Consider the following 18030-nt stretch of genomic DNA (forward strand, 5'->3'; position numbering starts at 1 on the left):
TATTTTGAATTCAACCAAACCTCTCGCCAGCACCATGGAAATTGCCCTGGAAAATACGACTCCCCAAAGCGTTACCATTCGAAAAGGCCGCTACTTCTTTGTTTCTATGGCCATTCTTTTTCCGATTCTGGTTGCACTCGGTTTCGTGCCGGATTACCAGATGTTCGCTCAGGAAAACATCCAATTACATTGGTTTTTGCACGTTCATGGTCTGATTATGACTGCTTGGCTGGGGATCTTTCTGGCGCAAACGTTGCTGATTGCAAAGGATAATGTGAAGCGTCACCGGCAGTTTGGGCCAATAGGCTTTGTATTTGGCATTCTGGTGTGGGCGTCGCTGGTAGGTATTACTGTTCGCGCATTGATCGTCAACAATCCGCCCGAATCCAGCGGGCAGTTTGACATTCTGTTCATTCAGCTGTACTTACTGATTCTTTTCGGGATTTTCTTTGTCTGGGGAATGCTCGTGCGAAAGCAGGCAGCCGCGCACAAACGGTTACTTTTACTGGCAACGCTGATCGTCATTCAGGCCGGCATTGATCGCATAAGATTTCTGCCGGGTCTTGGAATAGCAGTCTTTGTGCGGTTTATTTATCTTGATATGCTGTTGATCCCGTTGTTCATATACGACTGGCTCAGCCTCAGGCGCATCCATTTCATCACCTGGTTTGGCACGTTGGTAATCGTTATTTTTCAAACCGGTATCACGCTGAGTTGGGGCTCGCCGGGCTGGCACCGTTTCTGGTTTACTGCGATCACACCATTAGTGGAGCGACTACCTGAAATAGCGCTCACGGACGCGCAAAGTGACTTACTTGTGGGCAACTACGGCGATCAAAAATGGCATTTAACCGTCAGCCGCGAGGCCGGAAAACTCTACCTGCAATTACCCGGAAATCCCAAATGGGAACTCGGTGCCACATCAGAAGCGGACTTGTTTTTGAAAGCCGATAACTGGAAACTTCATTTTGTAAAAAGGCCGGATGGCAAGGTGACAAAGCTGATAAACGACCAGGTATTCAAGGTTTGGGAGGTACCAAGAATGCCGTAAAGTATCAGATTAAAATTGCTTGATTTCTGATAGCCGAATGCAGGGCCAGGGTCCATTCCATCGATGGATTACCATCCGGATTAAGCGGTAGGTTGCCCTGAAACAAGAGCAACGTAAGTCCGTAAACGACCCAAAGCAAATTTAGGGTAAGAAATGCCCGGAGATACTGCCCAAGGCTCATGGCCTGGTTCGGATCAATTCGGGCGAATTTGAAGGTCCGGTTTTCAATAGAGGAAAAAATACGGACTGATGGCGGCTCAGCGGAGAAAACCCGCCTCACGTATTTGCCAAGCGGCCAAGCCAGAAGGATCGTGCTGCCAAAGAGCAGCGTGAAGATCATTAGTTGCTCGATATCCATTCTAACTTGTTATCTGAAATAAACACGGCAGACAAAGGCCGTAATGGATATAACCGAGAGAATCAGAAGCAGAAAGCTGAAAGGCTGGACCCGGTGACGACTTCGAGGTTTCATAGTTTTCGAGATTAGTTGAATGTTCGTTTTGTCGGGATTCAGGAACAAGGTCATGCCAAAAATTCGGCTAGTAGTTAATGTATTGATTAGTAAAGTGTTGTGTGGTATTCCGTTTTTGCCGAAATGAAAAATACTATCATAATGAAAATCTGAAATCTCAAAATGATCGGCTGCCTGATTGTTATCTTGAAGCTGTCGGGCAAGATTTGGAAGACAGTTTGCTGCACCTATTGTCAATCTTTTTGATAACCAGGTATCGATATGATAGATTTTTGGAATAAATATCAAGAATATCACCCTGACAGCTGGTATTACGTCATTTTTGTAGTTTAGACCTGGTCGCGCCTATCACGGCCAGGTCCTTTTTTACGAGGTTATTTGTCGCTCAGCAATAGCGGCATGTTTCCCTTGGCAGGGATAATAACGATTTTTGCATTAGGCGATGCAGCAAGTTCTTTTTGTGCTTTGATATTTTCGTATTGAAGCTGTTTGTCCGTAAGACTCAATGAGATGATTGTCTGGTAGTCCGCAATACCCCTGGCTTCTACGCGCTTCCTTTCAGCCTCCTGCTTTTCTTTTTGTAAAACAAATTCCATTTTTTGCGCTTCCTGCTCCGCATTGATTTTGGATTCTATTGTCTTTTTGACCGATTCGGGAAGATTGATGTTGCGGATCAGGAGTTGTTCAAGGACTAGGCCGCGGCTTTTGAAATCCTTGTCAATGGACTGATAAATCCGGTTCTGAAATTCTTCGCGCCGCTTAGAGTAAAGCGCAACGGCGTCGTAATAAACTGCGTTGTCCCGAATGCGCGTTCTTGTGACCGGTCTGACGATCTTGTCCTTGTAGTCGGTGCCGATGCCCTTGTAGATGGAGGGCGCCTTCTCAGGCAAAATCTTGTAGAGGACAGTAAGGTCTATTACCACTTCCAGTCCATCCGCCGAAAGCACGCGAATCGCGTCGTCCCCCTTGACTTCGCCTTCGGTCGCTACCGCAGACATGGTATAGTTCTGGACCTTGGTATCAAACACGGCGACCTCAGCCAGCGGATTGACGAAGTTGAGCCCGTTATCTAAAATTTTCGGGTTCACTTTTCCAAACAGCGATTGGACGCCGATCGTACCGGCGTCGATTTGGCGAACACTGGCAGCCGCCAGCCCCAGAACTACAACAAAGGCGCCGGCAAATTTGAGAATATTTGCATATCTGGCTAGCTGATAGCTTGTTTTGGAAGCGTAGAACCCGGCAGCGATCAGACAGAGTCCTATAATTACAACAAACATAAGCGGGATGGTTTAACTGTGACTTAAAACGTACATAAGTATACGCTCAAATTACATGCCATCTTTAATTTGTTTGTGTAATTCACTGTTAGTGAGTTTGATTTGAGACTTGGATCCCTGCCGTTGCCCAACCAGCCTATCATTTTGATAAATGTGCTATCACAATGGAATACGTCGTATCCGGACCGCGCTGCGGTCATCGGTGGCGGCAAACTTACCGGCGAATGATACCGACGAAGCCGGGTATGGCTTTCAGTTTGATAGCAGCCTTTCATTTTGATAGGGTTCTTCAAATGTTACAATGCGGAGGTGTTTCTTTATTGTACTGTAAAACAGATGGTTGTGTTTTATTCTTTCTTTTGGCACAACCTTGATAATTACTGGTGATGACATTTTAAGCAATCGAAATAAAAATGCTCTTATTATTCATCCAATCCATTTTAATCATGTTAACAATCCTCTTAATTCTTGCCGGGCTTTTATGCTTCTCAATCTTTTATGGTTCGGTAAACTACTTTGAAAAAATCTGACTATGGCAGCGCTATTTATCGTCGCGATCCTCGTGTTTGGGTACATGTGCTATGTACTTGTCAAACCTGAAAAATTTTAACCTGACCGGAAATGGCTACCAGGCAGACCAAGAATAGCGGAAAACAGAAGGTCTACGAATTATTGATGATTGTTTTCATCTGGCTGGTAGTGCTTTCATTCCTTTATATCATCTTCTGGAAGGCCAAAACCGGGCTAAATCTCTGATAAATGAATACAGAATTATTGGGCGTCATTGCCATGTTTGCCATTACCATCGTAGTGGCAATTCCATTCGGATCTTACATTGCCAAAGTTTATGCAGGCGACAAAACGCTGCTAGATCCGATTTTCAATCCTTTGGACAAGCTGCTCTATAAATTGAGCGGCATCGACGAAAAGCGGGAGATGAGCTGGAAGCAGCACATGTTCGCTTTGCTGACCATCAATGTGGTATGGTTCCTGTTGGGGATTTTCGTTTTAATGAATCAAAGCTGGCTGCCGCTCAATCCGGACGGTAACCCCGACCAGACAGCCGATCTTGCTTTTAACACCAGCATTTCCTTTATCGTCAACTGTAACCTGCAACACTATTCCGGTGAAAGCGGGGTAAGCTACCTCTCGCAGCTGTTTTTGATGTTCCTTCAATTCGTAAGCGCAGGTACAGGTATGGCTGCGGCCGCGATCATTTTTATCGCACTGAAAAACCGCACTACCGAGAAGCTAGGCAACTTTTGGATGTTACTGGTTAAATCCTGCACCAGGATATTGTTGCCCTTGTCAATTGTTCTAGGCTCGGTTTTGGCATTCAACGGAATGCCAATGACTTTCGATGGCAAAGACACGATGATCAGCATGCAGGGCGACACCGTACAGGTCTCGACAGGCCCCGTCGCGGGCTTCGTGGCTATCAAGCACCTGGGCACCAATGGCGGTGGTTTCTATGGCACCAACTCGGCCCATCCGCTCGAAAACCCCAATTATTTCACAAACATGCTGGAAATGTTCTCTCAGATGATCATTCCGCTGGCGATGATTTTCGCATTCGGGTACTTTTTGAAGAAGAAGAAATTCGGATGGATGGTTTTCGGGGTAATGACGGTCGGTTTCCTGCTTTTGACCATTCCTACGATGGTCTGGGAGATTAACGGTAATCCGGCCCTGGGGAAAATGGGAGTGGATATTTCTTCGGGGGCGATGGAGGGCAAAGAAGTACGCTTCGGAAGTGCTGCATCGGCATTTTGGAGTATAGCTACTACCGTCATCTCGACGGGGTCCGTCAACTCGATGCACGATAGCACCATGCCACTTTCGGGTATGACGCAGCTGCTCTCGATGATGACCAACGCGTTCTACGGTGGTTGCGGGGTCGGTATTCTCAACTTCTTCATATTTATTATCCTGGCGGTATTTATCAGTGGGTTAATGGTCGGACGGACGCCGGAATTTTTTGGTAAGAAGATAGAGGCACGGGAGATGAAGATCGCCATGATCGTGGCGCTACTGCATCCGTTGATGATCCTGGCGGGAACTGCGCTGGCCGCTGCATTCCCTCAAATTACCTCGGCTAACCTGAATAATCCGGGCTTCCACGGGTTCAGCGAGATGCTTTACGAATACACTTCATCGGCAGCTAACAACGGTAGCGGGTTTGAAGGGCTCGGGGATAACAACCCATGGTGGAACATTACCACCGGCATTGTGCTGATCCTGTCGCGTTACCTGCCGATTATCGGCCCGGTGGCTATTGCCGGACTTTTGGCCAAGAAAAAATTCGTCCCGGAAAGTGCGGGAACGCTGCCGACGGACTCAGCAACCTTCGGTATGATGGTGCTTGCCGTGATTGCCATCATTGCAGCTCTGTCATTCTTCCCGGCCCTGACACTCGGCCCGATCGCAGAATATTTCTCCATGATGTAATATCCATATTGAAATGAAAAATCAAAGTGCATCCTTATTTCAAAAGGAGCTTGTTAACGAAGCGCTCAAGCAATCGTTCGTTAAACTCAATCCTCGTTTGTTGTTCCGTAACCCGGTGATGTTCACGGTGGAAATCGGAACGGTGGTAATGCTTATTGTCAGTCTCTGGATTCTGGCGGGTGAAAACTCCCAGGGCTCTTTTGCCTACAACTTTACCGTCTTTTTGATCCTTTTTGCCACGCTGCTTTTTGCCAACTTTGCGGAGGCAATCGCCGAGGCGAGGGGAAAAGCCCAGGCCGACAGCCTTCGCAGAACGCGCGAGGAGACACTCGCCCGGCTGGTAATCAATAACACCCAGGGTTTTGATGTGGCTACCCGTGAGGTGATGTCGGCCCAAATGAAAAAGGGCGATGTCTTCATTTGCGAAGCCGGCGACAACATTCCCATGGACGGCGAGATCATCGAAGGGCTCGCAACGATTGATGAAAGCGCGATTACGGGCGAATCCGCTCCCGTAATCCGTGAGGCAGGTGGCGACAAAAGCAGTGTTACCGGTGGTACCAAAGTGCTTTCCGACCGCATTAAAGTTCGTGTAACTACCGCTCCGGGCGAAAGCTTTCTCGATAAAATGATCGCACTCGTAGAGGGGGCAACGCGCCAGAAGACGCCCAACGAGATCGCATTGACGATTCTTCTGGCTGGTTTCACGCTCGTGTTTATCATCGTTTGTACCACGTTGCAGCCATTTGCTACCTATGCCAATACGCCGATCACGATCGCAGCATTTATCTCGCTTTTTGTCTGTCTGATCCCGACCACGATCGGTGGGCTTCTGTCGGCCATCGGTATTGCGGGGATGGACCGGGCGCTTCGGGCCAATGTAATCACCAAGTCGGGTAAAGCGGTAGAAACCGCGGGCGATGTGGACGTGTTATTGCTCGACAAGACCGGTACGATCACCATCGGTAACCGGAAGGCAACAAACTTCTATCCGGCCCGCGGCATCACGGAAGCGCATTTTATCAAATCCGCGGCACTGAGCTCGATCGCCGACGAGACGCCCGAAGGTAAATCCATCCTGGAACTGGCTAATGCGACGCCTTCGAGCTACAATTTGAACAGTCCCGTCTTTATCCAGTTCACCGCAGAAACCCGGAGCTCGGGCGTGGACTTCGATGATACCCGCATCAGGAAAGGCGCATTCGACTCGATCCGTAAGTTGACCGAAGGTGCCGGTAACCGCTTCCCTGAGGAAATCGAATCGAAAGTGAAGGAAATTTCAAGTAATGGCGGCACGCCGCTGGTCGTCTCGGAAAACGAGCGTGTGATCGGCGTGATCGAATTGCAGGATATTATCAAAACGGGCATCAGCGAGCGTTTCGAACGCCTCCGGAAAATGGGTGTCAAAACGGTGATGGTAACGGGAGATAATCCGCTTACAGCCAGGTTCATCGCTGAAAAGGCCGGGGTGGATGATTTTATCGCCGAGGCTAAGCCTGAGGATAAAATGAATTACATCAAGAAAGAGCAGGAGGGAGGACGGCTCGTCGCGATGATGGGCGACGGCACCAACGATGCACCGGCATTGGCCCAGGCTGATGTAGGTGTGGCCATGAACAGCGGTACACAGGCAGCGAAAGAAGCGGGGAACATGGTCGATCTGGACAACGACCCGACCAAGCTGATCGAAATCGTCGAGATTGGCAAGCAACTCCTGATGACCCGCGGTACGCTGACTACGTTCTCGATTGCCAATGACGTGGCCAAATACTTCGCCATTATCCCGGCGCTGTTCATCGCCAGCATTCCCGCCCTGCAAGGCCTGAATGTCATGCACCTGAACAGCCCTGAAAGCGCTATTCTTTCTGCGATCATTTTCAATGCTGTAATCATCCCGATCCTGATCCCGCTGGCGCTCAAAGGAGTAAAATACACGCCTATCGGTGCGAGCGCGCTATTGCGAAGGAACCTGCTGATCTACGGATTGGGCGGCGTGTTGATCCCCTTCGCGGGCATAAAGCTCATCGATATGGTAGTCAGCATCTGGATTTAGTAATTGAGCCCGTACCTACCGGACCGGCATTTGTAATACCAAAGAAAAATAAGACAATGAAAACGAACATATTGCCTGCTATCAGGCTTACCGCAGCTACACTCATTCTCTTCTGCGTGATTTACCCGGCTGTCGTCTGGGCGATTGCCCAGCTTGCGCCTAACCATGGTAAAGGAGAAGTGATTTCCGCTCATGGCAAGAAGTATTATGCCAATATCGGACAGCAGTTTACAGAAGACAAATACTTTAATGGTCGCCCTTCCGCTGTGGGTTACAATGCGGCCGGTAGTGGCGGTAGCAATAAGGGACCTTCCAATCCCGAATACCTGCAAATCGTTCAGGCACGTCTGGATACGTTTTTGGTACATAACCCAGGCGTAGATAAGGCTGACGTGCCCGTTGAACTGGTGACAGCCAGCGGCAGCGGTCTTGACCCGGACATTTCCCCCGCCGGTGCGAAAGTTCAGGCTGCCCGGATTGCCAAAGTGCGCGGTCTGTCCGAAAATGCGGTCGAGGAACTGATCGCAAAACACACTGAGGGCCCGCTTTTGGGAATGTTTGGGCCGTCGCATGTGAATGTATTGAAGCTGAACCTGGCATTGGACCAGCTCAAATAAATGCTGTTGCTGGCAGTTATTGCAGCTTTTTACAAATCTGTGGCCGGAAACGCCGCACGGTATTCCGGCCACGCATTCTTCTTTAATCGATGAAAAAATTATTCTTGTTGGCCTCGGCGCTTGCCTTCTTTCGGACCGCACAGGCTCAGGATTCTACTGCTACCGCGCCTTCTTTTTCAGTTAGCGGGTATCTGGAAGCGTATTATAACTATGATTTTAACCGTCCGAAGACCAACACGACGCCTTCGTTCATGTATAACTTCAACCGCGCAGGAGAAGTCAACCTGAACCTGGGCTTTATCAAGGGCGCTTATAGCAGCGACCGCGTCCGGGCCAACCTGGCGCTGGCTGTGGGTACCTATATGAATGCAAACTATGCTGCCGAACCGGGCGTGCTGCGCAATATCTATGAGGCGAATGCGGGGATTAAGCTGGCCAAAAAGGCAAACCTGTGGCTTGATGCGGGTATTATGTCTTCCCATATAGGATTCGAAAGCGCGATCGGCAAGGATAACTGGACGCTGACCCGGAGCCTGGTCGCAGAAAACTCGCCCTATTTCGAGTCGGGGGCAAAGCTGAACTATACGACCGATGACGGCAAACTGTACCTGGCTGCGCTGTACCTGAACGGCTGGCAACGCATTCAGCGGGTGGATGGCAACACCACGCCCGCATTCGGTACCCAGGTTACCTATAAGCCATCGGCGGCTGTAACATTGAATTACAGTACGTTCATCGGCAATGACAAACCCGACAGCGTTCGCCAGATGCGTTATTACCATAATTTGTACGGTATCTTCCAGGTTAATCCGCAATGGGGCATCACCGCCGGATTTGACTATGGTACCGAGCAAAAGCAGAAAGGCAGCAGCAGCTACAACCACTGGTTGGTACCGGTGGCGATCGTTCGTTATTCCCCGTCTTCGAAGGTCAATGTGGCTTTGAGAGGCGAATATTTTCAGGATGAAAAAGGGGTGATTATTTCAACGGGCAGTCCGGCGGGCTTCAAAACCTGGGGGTTTTCGGCGAACCTGGACTACGCGGTGATGCAGAATGTGCTATGGAGAATCGAGGCGCGCACGCTTAGCGGTAAGGACGAAATCTTTACGGAGCGCAGCGGCTCGACCAGTAAGAACAATACTTTCGTAACCACTTCACTTGCTGTTTCATTTTAGTAAATTAACATAAAACACTGCCAGCAACATCAAAAACCAGATCCTTTCGGGCAAAAACCCGGAAGGTTGTTTTGTTACTAACCTCCATCCAGCTCAGATATGCCAGAGACCAATCCAAGCGCCCAGCATTTTCTTGACCTCATTAAGAAATCCCGCAGGGGCAAGTTTAAAATATACATCGGAATGAGTGCAGGTGTGGGTAAAACCTACCGGATGCTGCAAGAGGCGCAAACCCTGCTTAGAAACGGGATAGACGTCAAAATCGGCTTCATCGAGACGCACAACCGCAAGGAAACCCACGAGTTGCTCGAAGGGTTGCCCGTCATCCCTCGTCGGAAGTTGTTTTACAAAGGTAAGGAGCTGGAAGAGCTTGATATGCAGGCTGTGATCGGTCTGAGGCCTGAAATCGTGATTATAGACGAACTGGCGCATACCAATATTGAAGGCAGCAAAAACGAAAAGCGCTGGCAGGATGTCATGGAAATCCTGGATGCTGGTATCAATGTCATCAGCGCGGTCAACATCCAGCATATTGAAAGCCTGAACGAGGAAGTGAAGCAGATTACCGGCGTGGAGGTACGTGAACGCATTCCCGACAATGTGCTGGCTGTGGCCGACGAAGTAGTAAACATCGACCTCACCGCCGATGAACTGATCACTCGGTTGAAAGAGGGTAAGATTTACAGGCCCGACAAGATCCAGACCGCGCTGACCAATTTCTTTCGTTCAGACCACATTCTGCAACTGCGTGAGCTGGCTTTGAAGGAGGTAGCAAGCCAGGTAGAGCGTAAAGTAGATACCGAAGTGCCCAAGCTCGTCGCCCAGCGCAGGGAGAAATTCCTGGCATGCATCAGTTCCAATGAGGTGACCGCCAAGCATGTGATCCGTAAAACGGCCAGGCTCGCCAGTTACTACAACAGTAAATGGCTGCTGCTGTATGTGCAAACGCCCGCGGAAAGCCGGGACCGGATACCACTCGATAAGCAACGGCACTTGATTAATAATTTCAAATTGGCAACCGAAATGGGCGCCGAGATTATCCGCGTTTCCAGCTCGAACGTTTCCCGGGCGATTATTGAAACGGCAGAGCAGCGGCAGGTGACCACCATTTGCATAGGCAAGCCGCATATCACCTTAATCAGGGTGATCCTTGCGACCAACCTGTTCAATAATTTATTAAAGAAACTCACCAGCTCCGACATCGACCTTGTCATTCTTTCATGATCTATCCATCAATAATGATATGAAAATCAAACCTAAATTGAGACTGAGCCTCGGGCTGCTGTTTTTGCTGATCTTGCTGCAATCGCTTGTAGCTTCCCGAAATGTTTACAGGCTTAAAGACGAAACGGCCAATATTCTTGCCGACAACTATAACACGCTGGAGTATTCCAGGAATATGATGCTGGCCCTGGATGATATCGGGAAGCCGTCGGCCCGGGCCTCATTTGAACATAACTTATCGAAACAATTCGGAAACATTACCGAGCCTGGGGAAGAGCAGGCGACGGAACGGATCAGGAGCCATTTTAATCTTTTGCATACCAGTGCAAGGCCCGACACACTTCCAGCTCTGCTGCGCGAAGATATTCTGGGCCTGATCAAAATTAATATGGAGGCGATCAAGGCCAAAAATGAAGTTGCCAACGGGACTGTCAACTCTGCCATCCTGTGGATCGTGTTGACAGCAACAGCATGCACGATCATATCCCTGACGCTTTTCGTCAATCTGCCAGGCAACATTGCTAATCCCATTATGGAGTTGAGCGAAAGTATCAGGCAGATAGCCGCCAAGAATTATTCGAGGCGCGTCAGTTTCGACCGTAAGGATGAATTTGGGCAACTTGGACATGCTTTTAATGCGATGGCCGAGAAGCTGGAAGAGTACGATGACAGCAACCTGGCTAGCCTGTTGATCGAAAAGAAAAGGACCGAAGCTCTGATTAACAATATGCACGAACCGGTGATCGGCCTGGACCAGAAAGGAATTGTGCTGTTCGCCAACCAGGAAGCGATCAAGATTACCGGCATGTCCATGAGCGAAATGATTGGCAGGTCCGCGCAGGAGCTCTCAGAAAGAAACGACCTGATCCGGGCGCTGACCAATCAGGCCGAACCAGGAAGTGAAGGCGTTTCGAAAGAGCGAAATCTGCTTAAAATCTATGCTGATGAAAAAGAAAGCTATTTTGAGAAGGAAATGGTTGATATCAGTATAGTCCCTACCGGAGAAAAAGAAAGGGTCCATATCGGGAAAGTAATCCTTCTGAAAAATATTACGCCGTTTAAAGAACTGGACTCAGCCAAAACCAATTTTATCGCAACGGTTTCACACGAGCTCAAAACACCGATTTCTTCGATCAAAATGAGCCTGCAATTATTGCAGTCGCCCGGTATCGGGACTTTGAATATGGAACAGGCCCAACTCATCGAATCGATTAGGGACGACAGTGAGCGGCTTCTGAAAATAACCGGTGAGCTTCTGAATATGTCTCAGGTGGAGACGGGAAATATCCAGCTCAATATCCAGACGGCCGCCCCTGAGGTAATTTGGCAATACGCGCTCGACGCGGTCCGTTTTCAGGCCGAACTGAAAAACGTGGACCTTTCGGCACATATCGAACCCCACTTGCCGGCTGTTCGTGCCGACCTCGAAAAGACATCATGGGTGCTGATTAACTTTTTAACCAACGCCATCCGCTATTCCGGTGAAGGCGGCCAGATCGTCATTTCAGTGGGACAAGATAAAGATCGGGTCAGTTTCATGGTGACGGATCACGGGCAGGGAATCGATAAAAAGTACCGGGAGAAAATCTTCAACCGATATTTTCAAGTTCCTGGAAGCCAGAAGTCAGGAACAGGCCTGGGACTGGCAATCAGTAAGGAATTTATTGAAGCGCAAGGCGGCGAGATCGGGGTCGAAAGCGAACTTGGATCCGGAAGTACCTTTTATTTCAAGCTGGCTGCCGTCGAAGTGGCGCAACCCGCATGAAAACCTGCGGCTTCCGGATCAGGACGCCGGCATGGGTATTTGCGAACCGGAAACTCGGTAAGTGCTATCAATGCAATGCAAATACCCTCATTGAGCGGGCCGCTTGTGTCGATCGACCAGCTGGCCGATATTCATTTAGGGGAGGGGCAAACCAACATTTACCGCTACGGCTCAAAACGGATGGTGACCGTGGCCCAGACTACTCGTTCCCGGCGGATGGACGTCGTAAAAAATAGCAGAGTAGCCAAAGCACGACTACTGTGCCGCCATGTATCAGCATTGCCCACAGGTTACTACCCGGGGTAAACCATACGATGAGCATGTCGGCAAAGGGGATCACCGAACCGGCCAACAGGGTCAAAAAGAGCGGCCTGCGATAGCCTGACCAGGTAAATAGCACGATGATAAGTCCTGAGAAAATGTCCCGGATGCCTTTGATATAATGAAATGCGAAGTCAGGCTGCTGGTATTGAAGCCCAAAACCTGTTTCCGCAATTTCAGGGGCGATCAGAAAACGTCCGCCGATAAAGAGAAGCCCGAGCCCGATCAAAATGCAGGTAGCCATCACCGGGTAAGAAATTTGTTGCGATTTCATAATATGCTGTTTTTAAAGTACAGCACAAAGTTGACGAGCCGAAAGGACCGGTGCATTCACTCAAGTGAAGAACTACGCCCATAATCCTTCCCCGCCCAACGTGCCCGGATACGGCTCAACGACTGCGGCTTGACGCCGACATAGGAAGCAATGTGGTACTGACTGATCCTTGCCGGAAGCGTTGGATATTCATCTAAAAACGTCTGGTAACGCAGCTCGGGCGAATCCGTGTAAAGTGAAACGAGTTGCCCCATTGTTTGAACAAAGACTTGTTCTATCGCGACCCTTCCAAACTTTTCGCCATGCGTTAATTCGGCAAAAAGACGTTGCAGGTTGCCCCATTTAATTACGACTAACGACGAATCCTCAATAGCCTGGACCGCCCGGCGGCATGGCGCTTTTGACAGAAAGCTTTCATAGTCACAAACAAAATCGTTTTCCAGCCCAAAGCTGTAAATCTTCTCGTCCCCGTCCTGGTTGACAAAATACCTGATCAGACCTGTCTGAAGAAAACCAACTTGCTGGCAGACCTGGCCCTGCTGTACAAAATACGCTCCTTTTTCGAGATGCAGAGGTTCAAACAAGCTGCCAATCAGTTTCTCGTCATTTTCGCTAACTGGTACAATGTGCTTAATCTTACTAATCAATGGAGCTGTCGGATATTTCATTTCCAAAGGTCTCTTTTTTAGGTTAACGCGAAATAAGAAAGGTAGTATCGGGCGCTCACTTGCAGGTTTCTCTCACAATTCAAAATCCTATCTTTAACTCCAAAACGTAACTCCATGTGGCTATTAGGAAGAAGGTTGAATACATTTCTCCGAAGTGAGCTGGATGCCCGTTCGCGGGTGACGCTCCGGCTAGTAGCGCTATCTTATTATCTTGCACGAGTGTTGCGAACATGATCGCGCTGGAAAACGTATCGGGTCCGATTGCAGGCGAAACTATCCTTTTACGATCCGTCCATCGGCCATATGAATCCTGCGGTCGGCACGGCGGGCGAAATCTTCGTCGTGGGTGACCACCAGGACCGTTTGTTGTCTTTCCTTGGCCAGCTCTTTAAACAAAGCAAAAACCGTTGCGCTGTTGGCGCTATCCAGGTTCCCGGTCGGTTCGTCCCCCATGACGATCAGCGGCTCGTTGATCAGCGCCCTTGCGATCGCTACCCGCTGCTGCTGGCCGCCGGATAGCAAGGCTGTGCGTTTTAATGCCTGGTCTTTCACGTCCAGAAGACTTAGCAGGTCCATGGCGCGTTGCTCGATCTGATCATTGGCATACATTCCCAGCTTGCGGGCGGGCAGCATAACGTTTTCCAGGGAGGTAAAATCGGGGAGCAGGTAGTGGAATTGGAAGACAAAGCCGATATGCCGGTTACGGAATGCAGCCAGCCACCGGTTGCTTTTGCCTTTCATTTGCTGGCCGTCAATTACAATGCTGCCTTCAAAATCGGTATCCATCGTGGAGAGCAGGTAGAGCAAAGTCGATTTGCCGCTGCCGGATTTACCGGTGATGGCCACAAATTCGCCCGGCGCGACCTGGAAACCCACATCATTGAGCACCTGGTTGCGCACCGGCTCGTTGAAGAATTTATTAAGGTTTGCTACTTCAAGTACGTTCATGTTGCTTATCCTCTCAAAATGGAAATAGGGTCCATCTTCGCCGCTTTACGGGACGGCAGATAACCTGATAAGGCCGTTGTCAGAATGCCGAATGTAAAGCCGGTAATGTAATAAACGGGCTTAAAACTGACTGGCAAATGATCAAGGGTGATCATTACATCGCTGTTGAAGGGTACCTTGGATACTGCATACGAAATCAAAAAGCCAAACAGCAAGCCCATCACCGCGCCAACCGCGCCAATCACCAGCGCCTGGGTCAAAAAAATCCCCCTGACGTCCGAATCGGAAAAGCCGGTCGCCTTCAGTATGGCGATCTCTTTCATTTTTTCATAGATCATCATGGTCAGGATATTGAATATGCCAAAGCCTGCCACCAATAAAATAGTGCCCGCTACACCATACACGATCATCCTTCGCAGGACGTCCCCCTCTAAAAGCGAAGCGTTGTCTTTTTTCCAGTCCGAACCCTGGTACCCATAACGGGCCTGTAGTTGGCGGGAGACTTCCGGGGCCAGCTCCTTGTCGAAGAGTTTCACTTTTATTTCCGTCAGGTAAGAGGAGGGAACGCCCAGCAGTTTCTGGACGGTCTTGATGCTGGCGTAGCACTGCTGTTTGTCTATATCGGTCAGTCCGGTTTTGAAAATACCGGCCACCATCACCGGGAAGTTGCCGCCCTTCTCCGTAGTGATAAGGATCTGATCACCTGTTTTTACATTCAGGCGCTTTGCCAGCCCCGTTCCCATCAGGATACTATTGGTTTTCAGGGCTACCTCCTCATAACTGCCCTCGATGACTTTCCCCGCAAGGTTGAACAGCTCATTTTCTTTTTGAAGGTCGACACCATTGATCCTGCCGTTGAGCGAGGAAGAGCCAAGCCGGAAAAAAACCTGGGTGGTAACTGCGCCGGATGCGGCCTGGATGCGTCTATCCTTATCCAGGCCTGAGAGTACCTGATTGGCATCCTTCAGGTTGAGCAGGATGTCCTTGGGCTTTTGGTGGTGCACCACGTTGACCACCCCAGGGAAGCGCCTGTCCAGCAGCGACCCGTCTGCGATCTGCACTTCATGGAAGAGCCTAAGGTGCGGAGATTGCTGGAAGACCACATCCTGGGTATATTCATTGGTACCCTGAATAAAACTGACCATGAAAATAAATACGGTGATGCCAAAGGCAACGCCAGCGGTAGCGACAAGCGTCTGCTTTAGCTTGGCCTTCATATAAGTGGCAGCGATTGCTGCGGAAAGCCGGATATTGGTAAGCCGTTGCTTCATAAACTATGGGGCTTTTTCGTATATGAGATCACCAGCTTTGAGCCCGCCTTTAATCTCTGTCCATTGACCGCTTCTGACGCCGGTGTTCAATTTACGTTTGATGATCTTTCCCTCAGCCGCCGCGACCCATACCGAATCCCCGGCCAGTAAATAGGCGCTGGGAATAGCCAGCGCGTTACTTTGGCGGATAAGGATATTGGCCTCCACCGAAGATTGTGGGAAAAAGCTATCAGTGCCTTCCACGGCCGCTTCGACCTTAAAGCTTCGGTTTTCCTTTTGGATCACGGGGACGATCTTAGTGATGGTCGCCCGAAACTGCCTGCCCTTGAATGCGTCTGTTTCAAAAACGATCTTTTGTCCTGGTTTAACCTGGGCAATATCCCTTTCATCTACCAAGAGTTCCAGTTTGAACCGTGCCGCTGAACCGGCCAGCAGGATCGGCTCGCCCGCCGCCGCAGTGCTCCCCTCGTTAAGGTAAATGCTGAATACTTTGCCCTCGATACTACTGGTAAGCACATTGTTTTCCCTCAGTTGACGCAGCTCGGCAAGTTGGCGGCTCACCGATAGTACCTTTTCTTTTTGATCATCCTGCAGGGCCCGCTGCTGGTAGCGCAGGTTGTTGTATTCGGCGAGGCTGGCCTGAGCCTTTAAGGTGCGGCGTTCAGCCTCCTGGGCCGGGACAGCTTTTTCGGCTGCCAGTTCCTGGTAGTTTTTTGCCTCGGCCAGATCAAGCTCGTACTGCTCTTTGGCCAGGGCAGACTTTTGACGCAGCTCCGCACTTCTGGCCGAGCTGTCCGAGGCATTTTGGCGGGCCAACCGGAGCTGTCTGTCCAGGATACCCAGCTGGGCATTTTGGCTGGGCTCGCCCAGGATTACCAGTACCTGACCCTTTTGAACGGGGGCTCCCTGCTCGACCAGGATTTGCAGGATCCGCTCGTTTGATGTTGCCTTGATCAGCTCGTAGGCTTCGGGCATGATCTCGCCGGACGCATATACGGCTTCGTTTATGGGTCTGTTGGTCACTTTGAAGCTGGCTGGTTCCTTCTTGCAGGAGAAAAAGAGCGAGCTGCCTGTCAACAGCAGTGCATATAACTTTTTCATGGGAGATTAGTTGCCTTGTAAGTAATCAAGTTCGACAATTTGGATCAGGCCTTGCAGCTCGGCCGCAAAGCGCTTCTGCCGGATGAGGGTCAACTCGTCCTGAAACTCTTTAAGCGCGATCATGTCAATAATACCTTTTTGCAGTTTTTTGGTTGATAAGCTAATATTTTCTTCCGCCAGCTTTTGCTTGGTTTCCAGGGAGGCGAGCTCCTGGCGCGCACGATCATAGGCGATCTTTGCCGAGGCGAACGCCTTATTGCTGCTGGCGATATGCGCATCCCGCTCGGCTAAGGCCACAAGGGTACTTTGTTTGTCCTTTTTAAGCTGGTAAGACATCCGGGACAGATCAAAGACGGGCACCGAGAGGCGAAGGCCGACGTATCCGGAGGAAAACCATTTAGATTGGGTTATAAAACTAACCTCGCTGCCAAAACCAAGCCTGGTGTAACCGCTGACCAGCGAGATCTTTGGATAAAGAGCTGCCCTGGACCGCCGCTGGGCAGCAATAGCGATTTCGACGGCAAGGCTATCCGAGGCAAAATCCGGCAAAAACCCGGGACGGAAGCTTCCTGAAAGCGTCACATCCGGCGCTGGAGTCCGTGCGGCGGTCAACGGGAGCGAATCTGTTATAGGAAAGCCCATCCAGAACTTTAAATCCAGCATTGACTGCTGATATGATGCCTGAATGCGACCAGCCTCGTCGCGCAGGTCTTCTTGTAAAGCAAGTGATTGGTTCAGAGCGATCTGGTCGGTAATCCCCTTTTCGAAGTTCAGGGCGACCAGACGGTGACTTTCGGCAAAGTCTTTTAGCCGTGCTTCGGCTAAGGCCAATTCTTCTTTATTCAACAGCGCGCTGTAAAAGGCCATCTGCACATTTTTGCCGACCAGCTTTTGGATAGATGCTCCCTGGCTGGCGCTGAGCTGCTGTTGTAACCTGGCTGTCTTGATCTGCTTCCACGTAGCAGCATCTATCAGGGTCAGGTCGGCCTGCACACCGGCATTGCCCATCCAGGGCGTTCCCAGCCTTACTGGAACAAAAGTGCCCTGCGGCTGGCCCGCCAGTTCGCCCGGAAAGACTTGCACGGGTATTTGCCAGTAATGGTCTAGGGAAGCCGTGCCGGTAACGGTCGGCAGCAGCTTTGCTTTCGCCTGGCCGGACGATGTAGCTGCGAGCGTTGTCTGTTGCCTTGCGACATTCAGCTCCTTGTTGTGGTCGGCAGCGTATTGCAGGCATTGCTCCAGCGTCCAACCGGATGGTGACGCCGCATCCTGTGCTACGACCGCCGATAGCGAAAAGAGAAGTACCGAGGCTATCTTTAAGTTGTTCTTCAAGTTCATTATTAAAAGAACTAAAAAGTTAAA

At 50.1% G+C, this 18030-nt stretch carries 17 protein-coding genes; 9 read left to right on the forward strand and 8 right to left on the reverse strand.

Annotated elements, in window-relative coordinates; translation table 11 throughout:
* The first annotated feature begins 34 nt into the window (after positions 1-34).
* On the forward strand, positions 35-1051 hold the full coding sequence (locus AAHB90_RS11545) for a hypothetical protein (RefSeq protein ID WP_342085220.1): 1017 nt from the start codon (positions 35-37) through the stop codon (positions 1049-1051).
* Positions 1052-1055: 4 nt separating this feature from the next.
* Here AAHB90_RS11545 and AAHB90_RS11550 read toward each other — a convergent pair whose 3' ends face one another.
* Positions 1056-1409, reverse strand: a complete 354-nt coding sequence (locus AAHB90_RS11550; protein ID WP_342085221.1) for a potassium-transporting ATPase subunit KdpA — start codon at positions 1407-1409, stop codon at positions 1056-1058.
* Positions 1410-1897: 488 nt separating this feature from the next.
* Positions 1898-2803, reverse strand: coding sequence for a prohibitin family protein (locus tag AAHB90_RS11555; protein ID WP_342085222.1), 906 nt, complete (start codon positions 2801-2803; stop codon positions 1898-1900).
* A 532-nt stretch (positions 2804-3335) separates the two neighbouring features.
* On the opposite strand from AAHB90_RS11555, the gene AAHB90_RS32770 reads away from it, so the two are divergent.
* From AAHB90_RS32770 to AAHB90_RS11590, 8 genes are all read left to right on the forward strand, one after another.
* Complete coding sequence (locus tag AAHB90_RS32770; RefSeq protein ID WP_082489226.1) at positions 3336-3413, forward strand: potassium-transporting ATPase subunit F; 78 nt, start codon at positions 3336-3338, stop codon at positions 3411-3413.
* Positions 3414-3424: 11 nt separating this feature from the next.
* A complete protein-coding gene (locus tag AAHB90_RS11560; protein WP_342085223.1) occupies positions 3425-3559 on the forward strand; it encodes a hypothetical protein in 135 nt (44 codons plus the stop codon).
* 3 nt (positions 3560-3562) lie between these two features.
* Complete coding sequence (gene kdpA / locus AAHB90_RS11565) at positions 3563-5251, forward strand: potassium-transporting ATPase subunit KdpA (RefSeq protein ID WP_342085224.1); 1689 nt, start codon at positions 3563-3565, stop codon at positions 5249-5251.
* Between the two features lie 13 nt (positions 5252-5264).
* Positions 5265-7304, forward strand: coding sequence for a potassium-transporting ATPase subunit KdpB (kdpB, locus tag AAHB90_RS11570; protein WP_342085225.1), 2040 nt, complete (start codon positions 5265-5267; stop codon positions 7302-7304).
* A 56-nt stretch (positions 7305-7360) separates the two neighbouring features.
* Positions 7361-7921, forward strand: a complete 561-nt coding sequence (locus tag AAHB90_RS11575; protein ID WP_342085227.1) for a K(+)-transporting ATPase subunit C — start codon at positions 7361-7363, stop codon at positions 7919-7921.
* A gap of 89 nt (positions 7922-8010) precedes the next feature.
* Positions 8011-9096, forward strand: coding sequence for a porin (locus AAHB90_RS11580; protein WP_342085230.1), 1086 nt, complete (start codon positions 8011-8013; stop codon positions 9094-9096).
* A 99-nt stretch (positions 9097-9195) separates the two neighbouring features.
* Positions 9196-10320, forward strand: coding sequence for a sensor protein KdpD (locus tag AAHB90_RS11585; protein ID WP_342085231.1), 1125 nt, complete (start codon positions 9196-9198; stop codon positions 10318-10320).
* Positions 10321-10339: 19 nt separating this feature from the next.
* Positions 10340-12085 carry a HAMP domain-containing sensor histidine kinase gene (locus AAHB90_RS11590; protein ID WP_342085232.1) on the forward strand — a complete coding sequence of 582 codons (1746 nt, stop codon included), beginning with the start codon at positions 10340-10342 and terminating at the stop codon, positions 12083-12085.
* A gap of 199 nt (positions 12086-12284) precedes the next feature.
* Here the strand turns inward: AAHB90_RS11590 and AAHB90_RS11595 are convergent, their stop codons facing one another.
* The 6 genes from AAHB90_RS11595 to AAHB90_RS11620 all read right to left on the reverse strand — a co-directional run bounded on the left by AAHB90_RS11595 (position 12285) and on the right by AAHB90_RS11620 (position 18006).
* Positions 12285-12680 (reverse strand): DUF4267 domain-containing protein, encoded by a 396-nt coding sequence (locus tag AAHB90_RS11595; RefSeq protein WP_342085233.1) that lies wholly within the window; start codon positions 12678-12680, stop codon positions 12285-12287.
* Positions 12681-12736: 56 nt separating this feature from the next.
* Complete coding sequence (locus AAHB90_RS11600) at positions 12737-13348, reverse strand: Crp/Fnr family transcriptional regulator (RefSeq protein WP_342085235.1); 612 nt, start codon at positions 13346-13348, stop codon at positions 12737-12739.
* 273 nt (positions 13349-13621) lie between these two features.
* Positions 13622-14296 carry an ABC transporter ATP-binding protein gene (locus AAHB90_RS11605; RefSeq protein ID WP_342085238.1) on the reverse strand — a complete coding sequence of 225 codons (675 nt, stop codon included), beginning with the start codon at positions 14294-14296 and terminating at the stop codon, positions 13622-13624.
* A gap of 5 nt (positions 14297-14301) precedes the next feature.
* Positions 14302-15567, reverse strand: a complete 1266-nt coding sequence (locus tag AAHB90_RS11610) for an ABC transporter permease (RefSeq protein WP_342085239.1) — start codon at positions 15565-15567, stop codon at positions 14302-14304.
* A 3-nt stretch (positions 15568-15570) separates the two neighbouring features.
* Positions 15571-16668 (reverse strand): efflux RND transporter periplasmic adaptor subunit, encoded by a 1098-nt coding sequence (locus AAHB90_RS11615; protein WP_342085241.1) that lies wholly within the window; start codon positions 16666-16668, stop codon positions 15571-15573.
* Positions 16669-16674: 6 nt separating this feature from the next.
* Positions 16675-18006: a TolC family protein gene (locus tag AAHB90_RS11620; protein ID WP_342085242.1), complete on the reverse strand. Its 1332-nt coding sequence runs from the start codon at positions 18004-18006 to the stop codon at positions 16675-16677.
* Positions 18007-18030: the final 24 nt, after the last annotated feature.

It is taken from the genome of Dyadobacter sp. OTU695 (assembly GCF_038440355.1).
In the GTDB taxonomy this organism is placed as follows: Bacteria; Bacteroidota; Bacteroidia; order Cytophagales; family Spirosomataceae; genus Dyadobacter.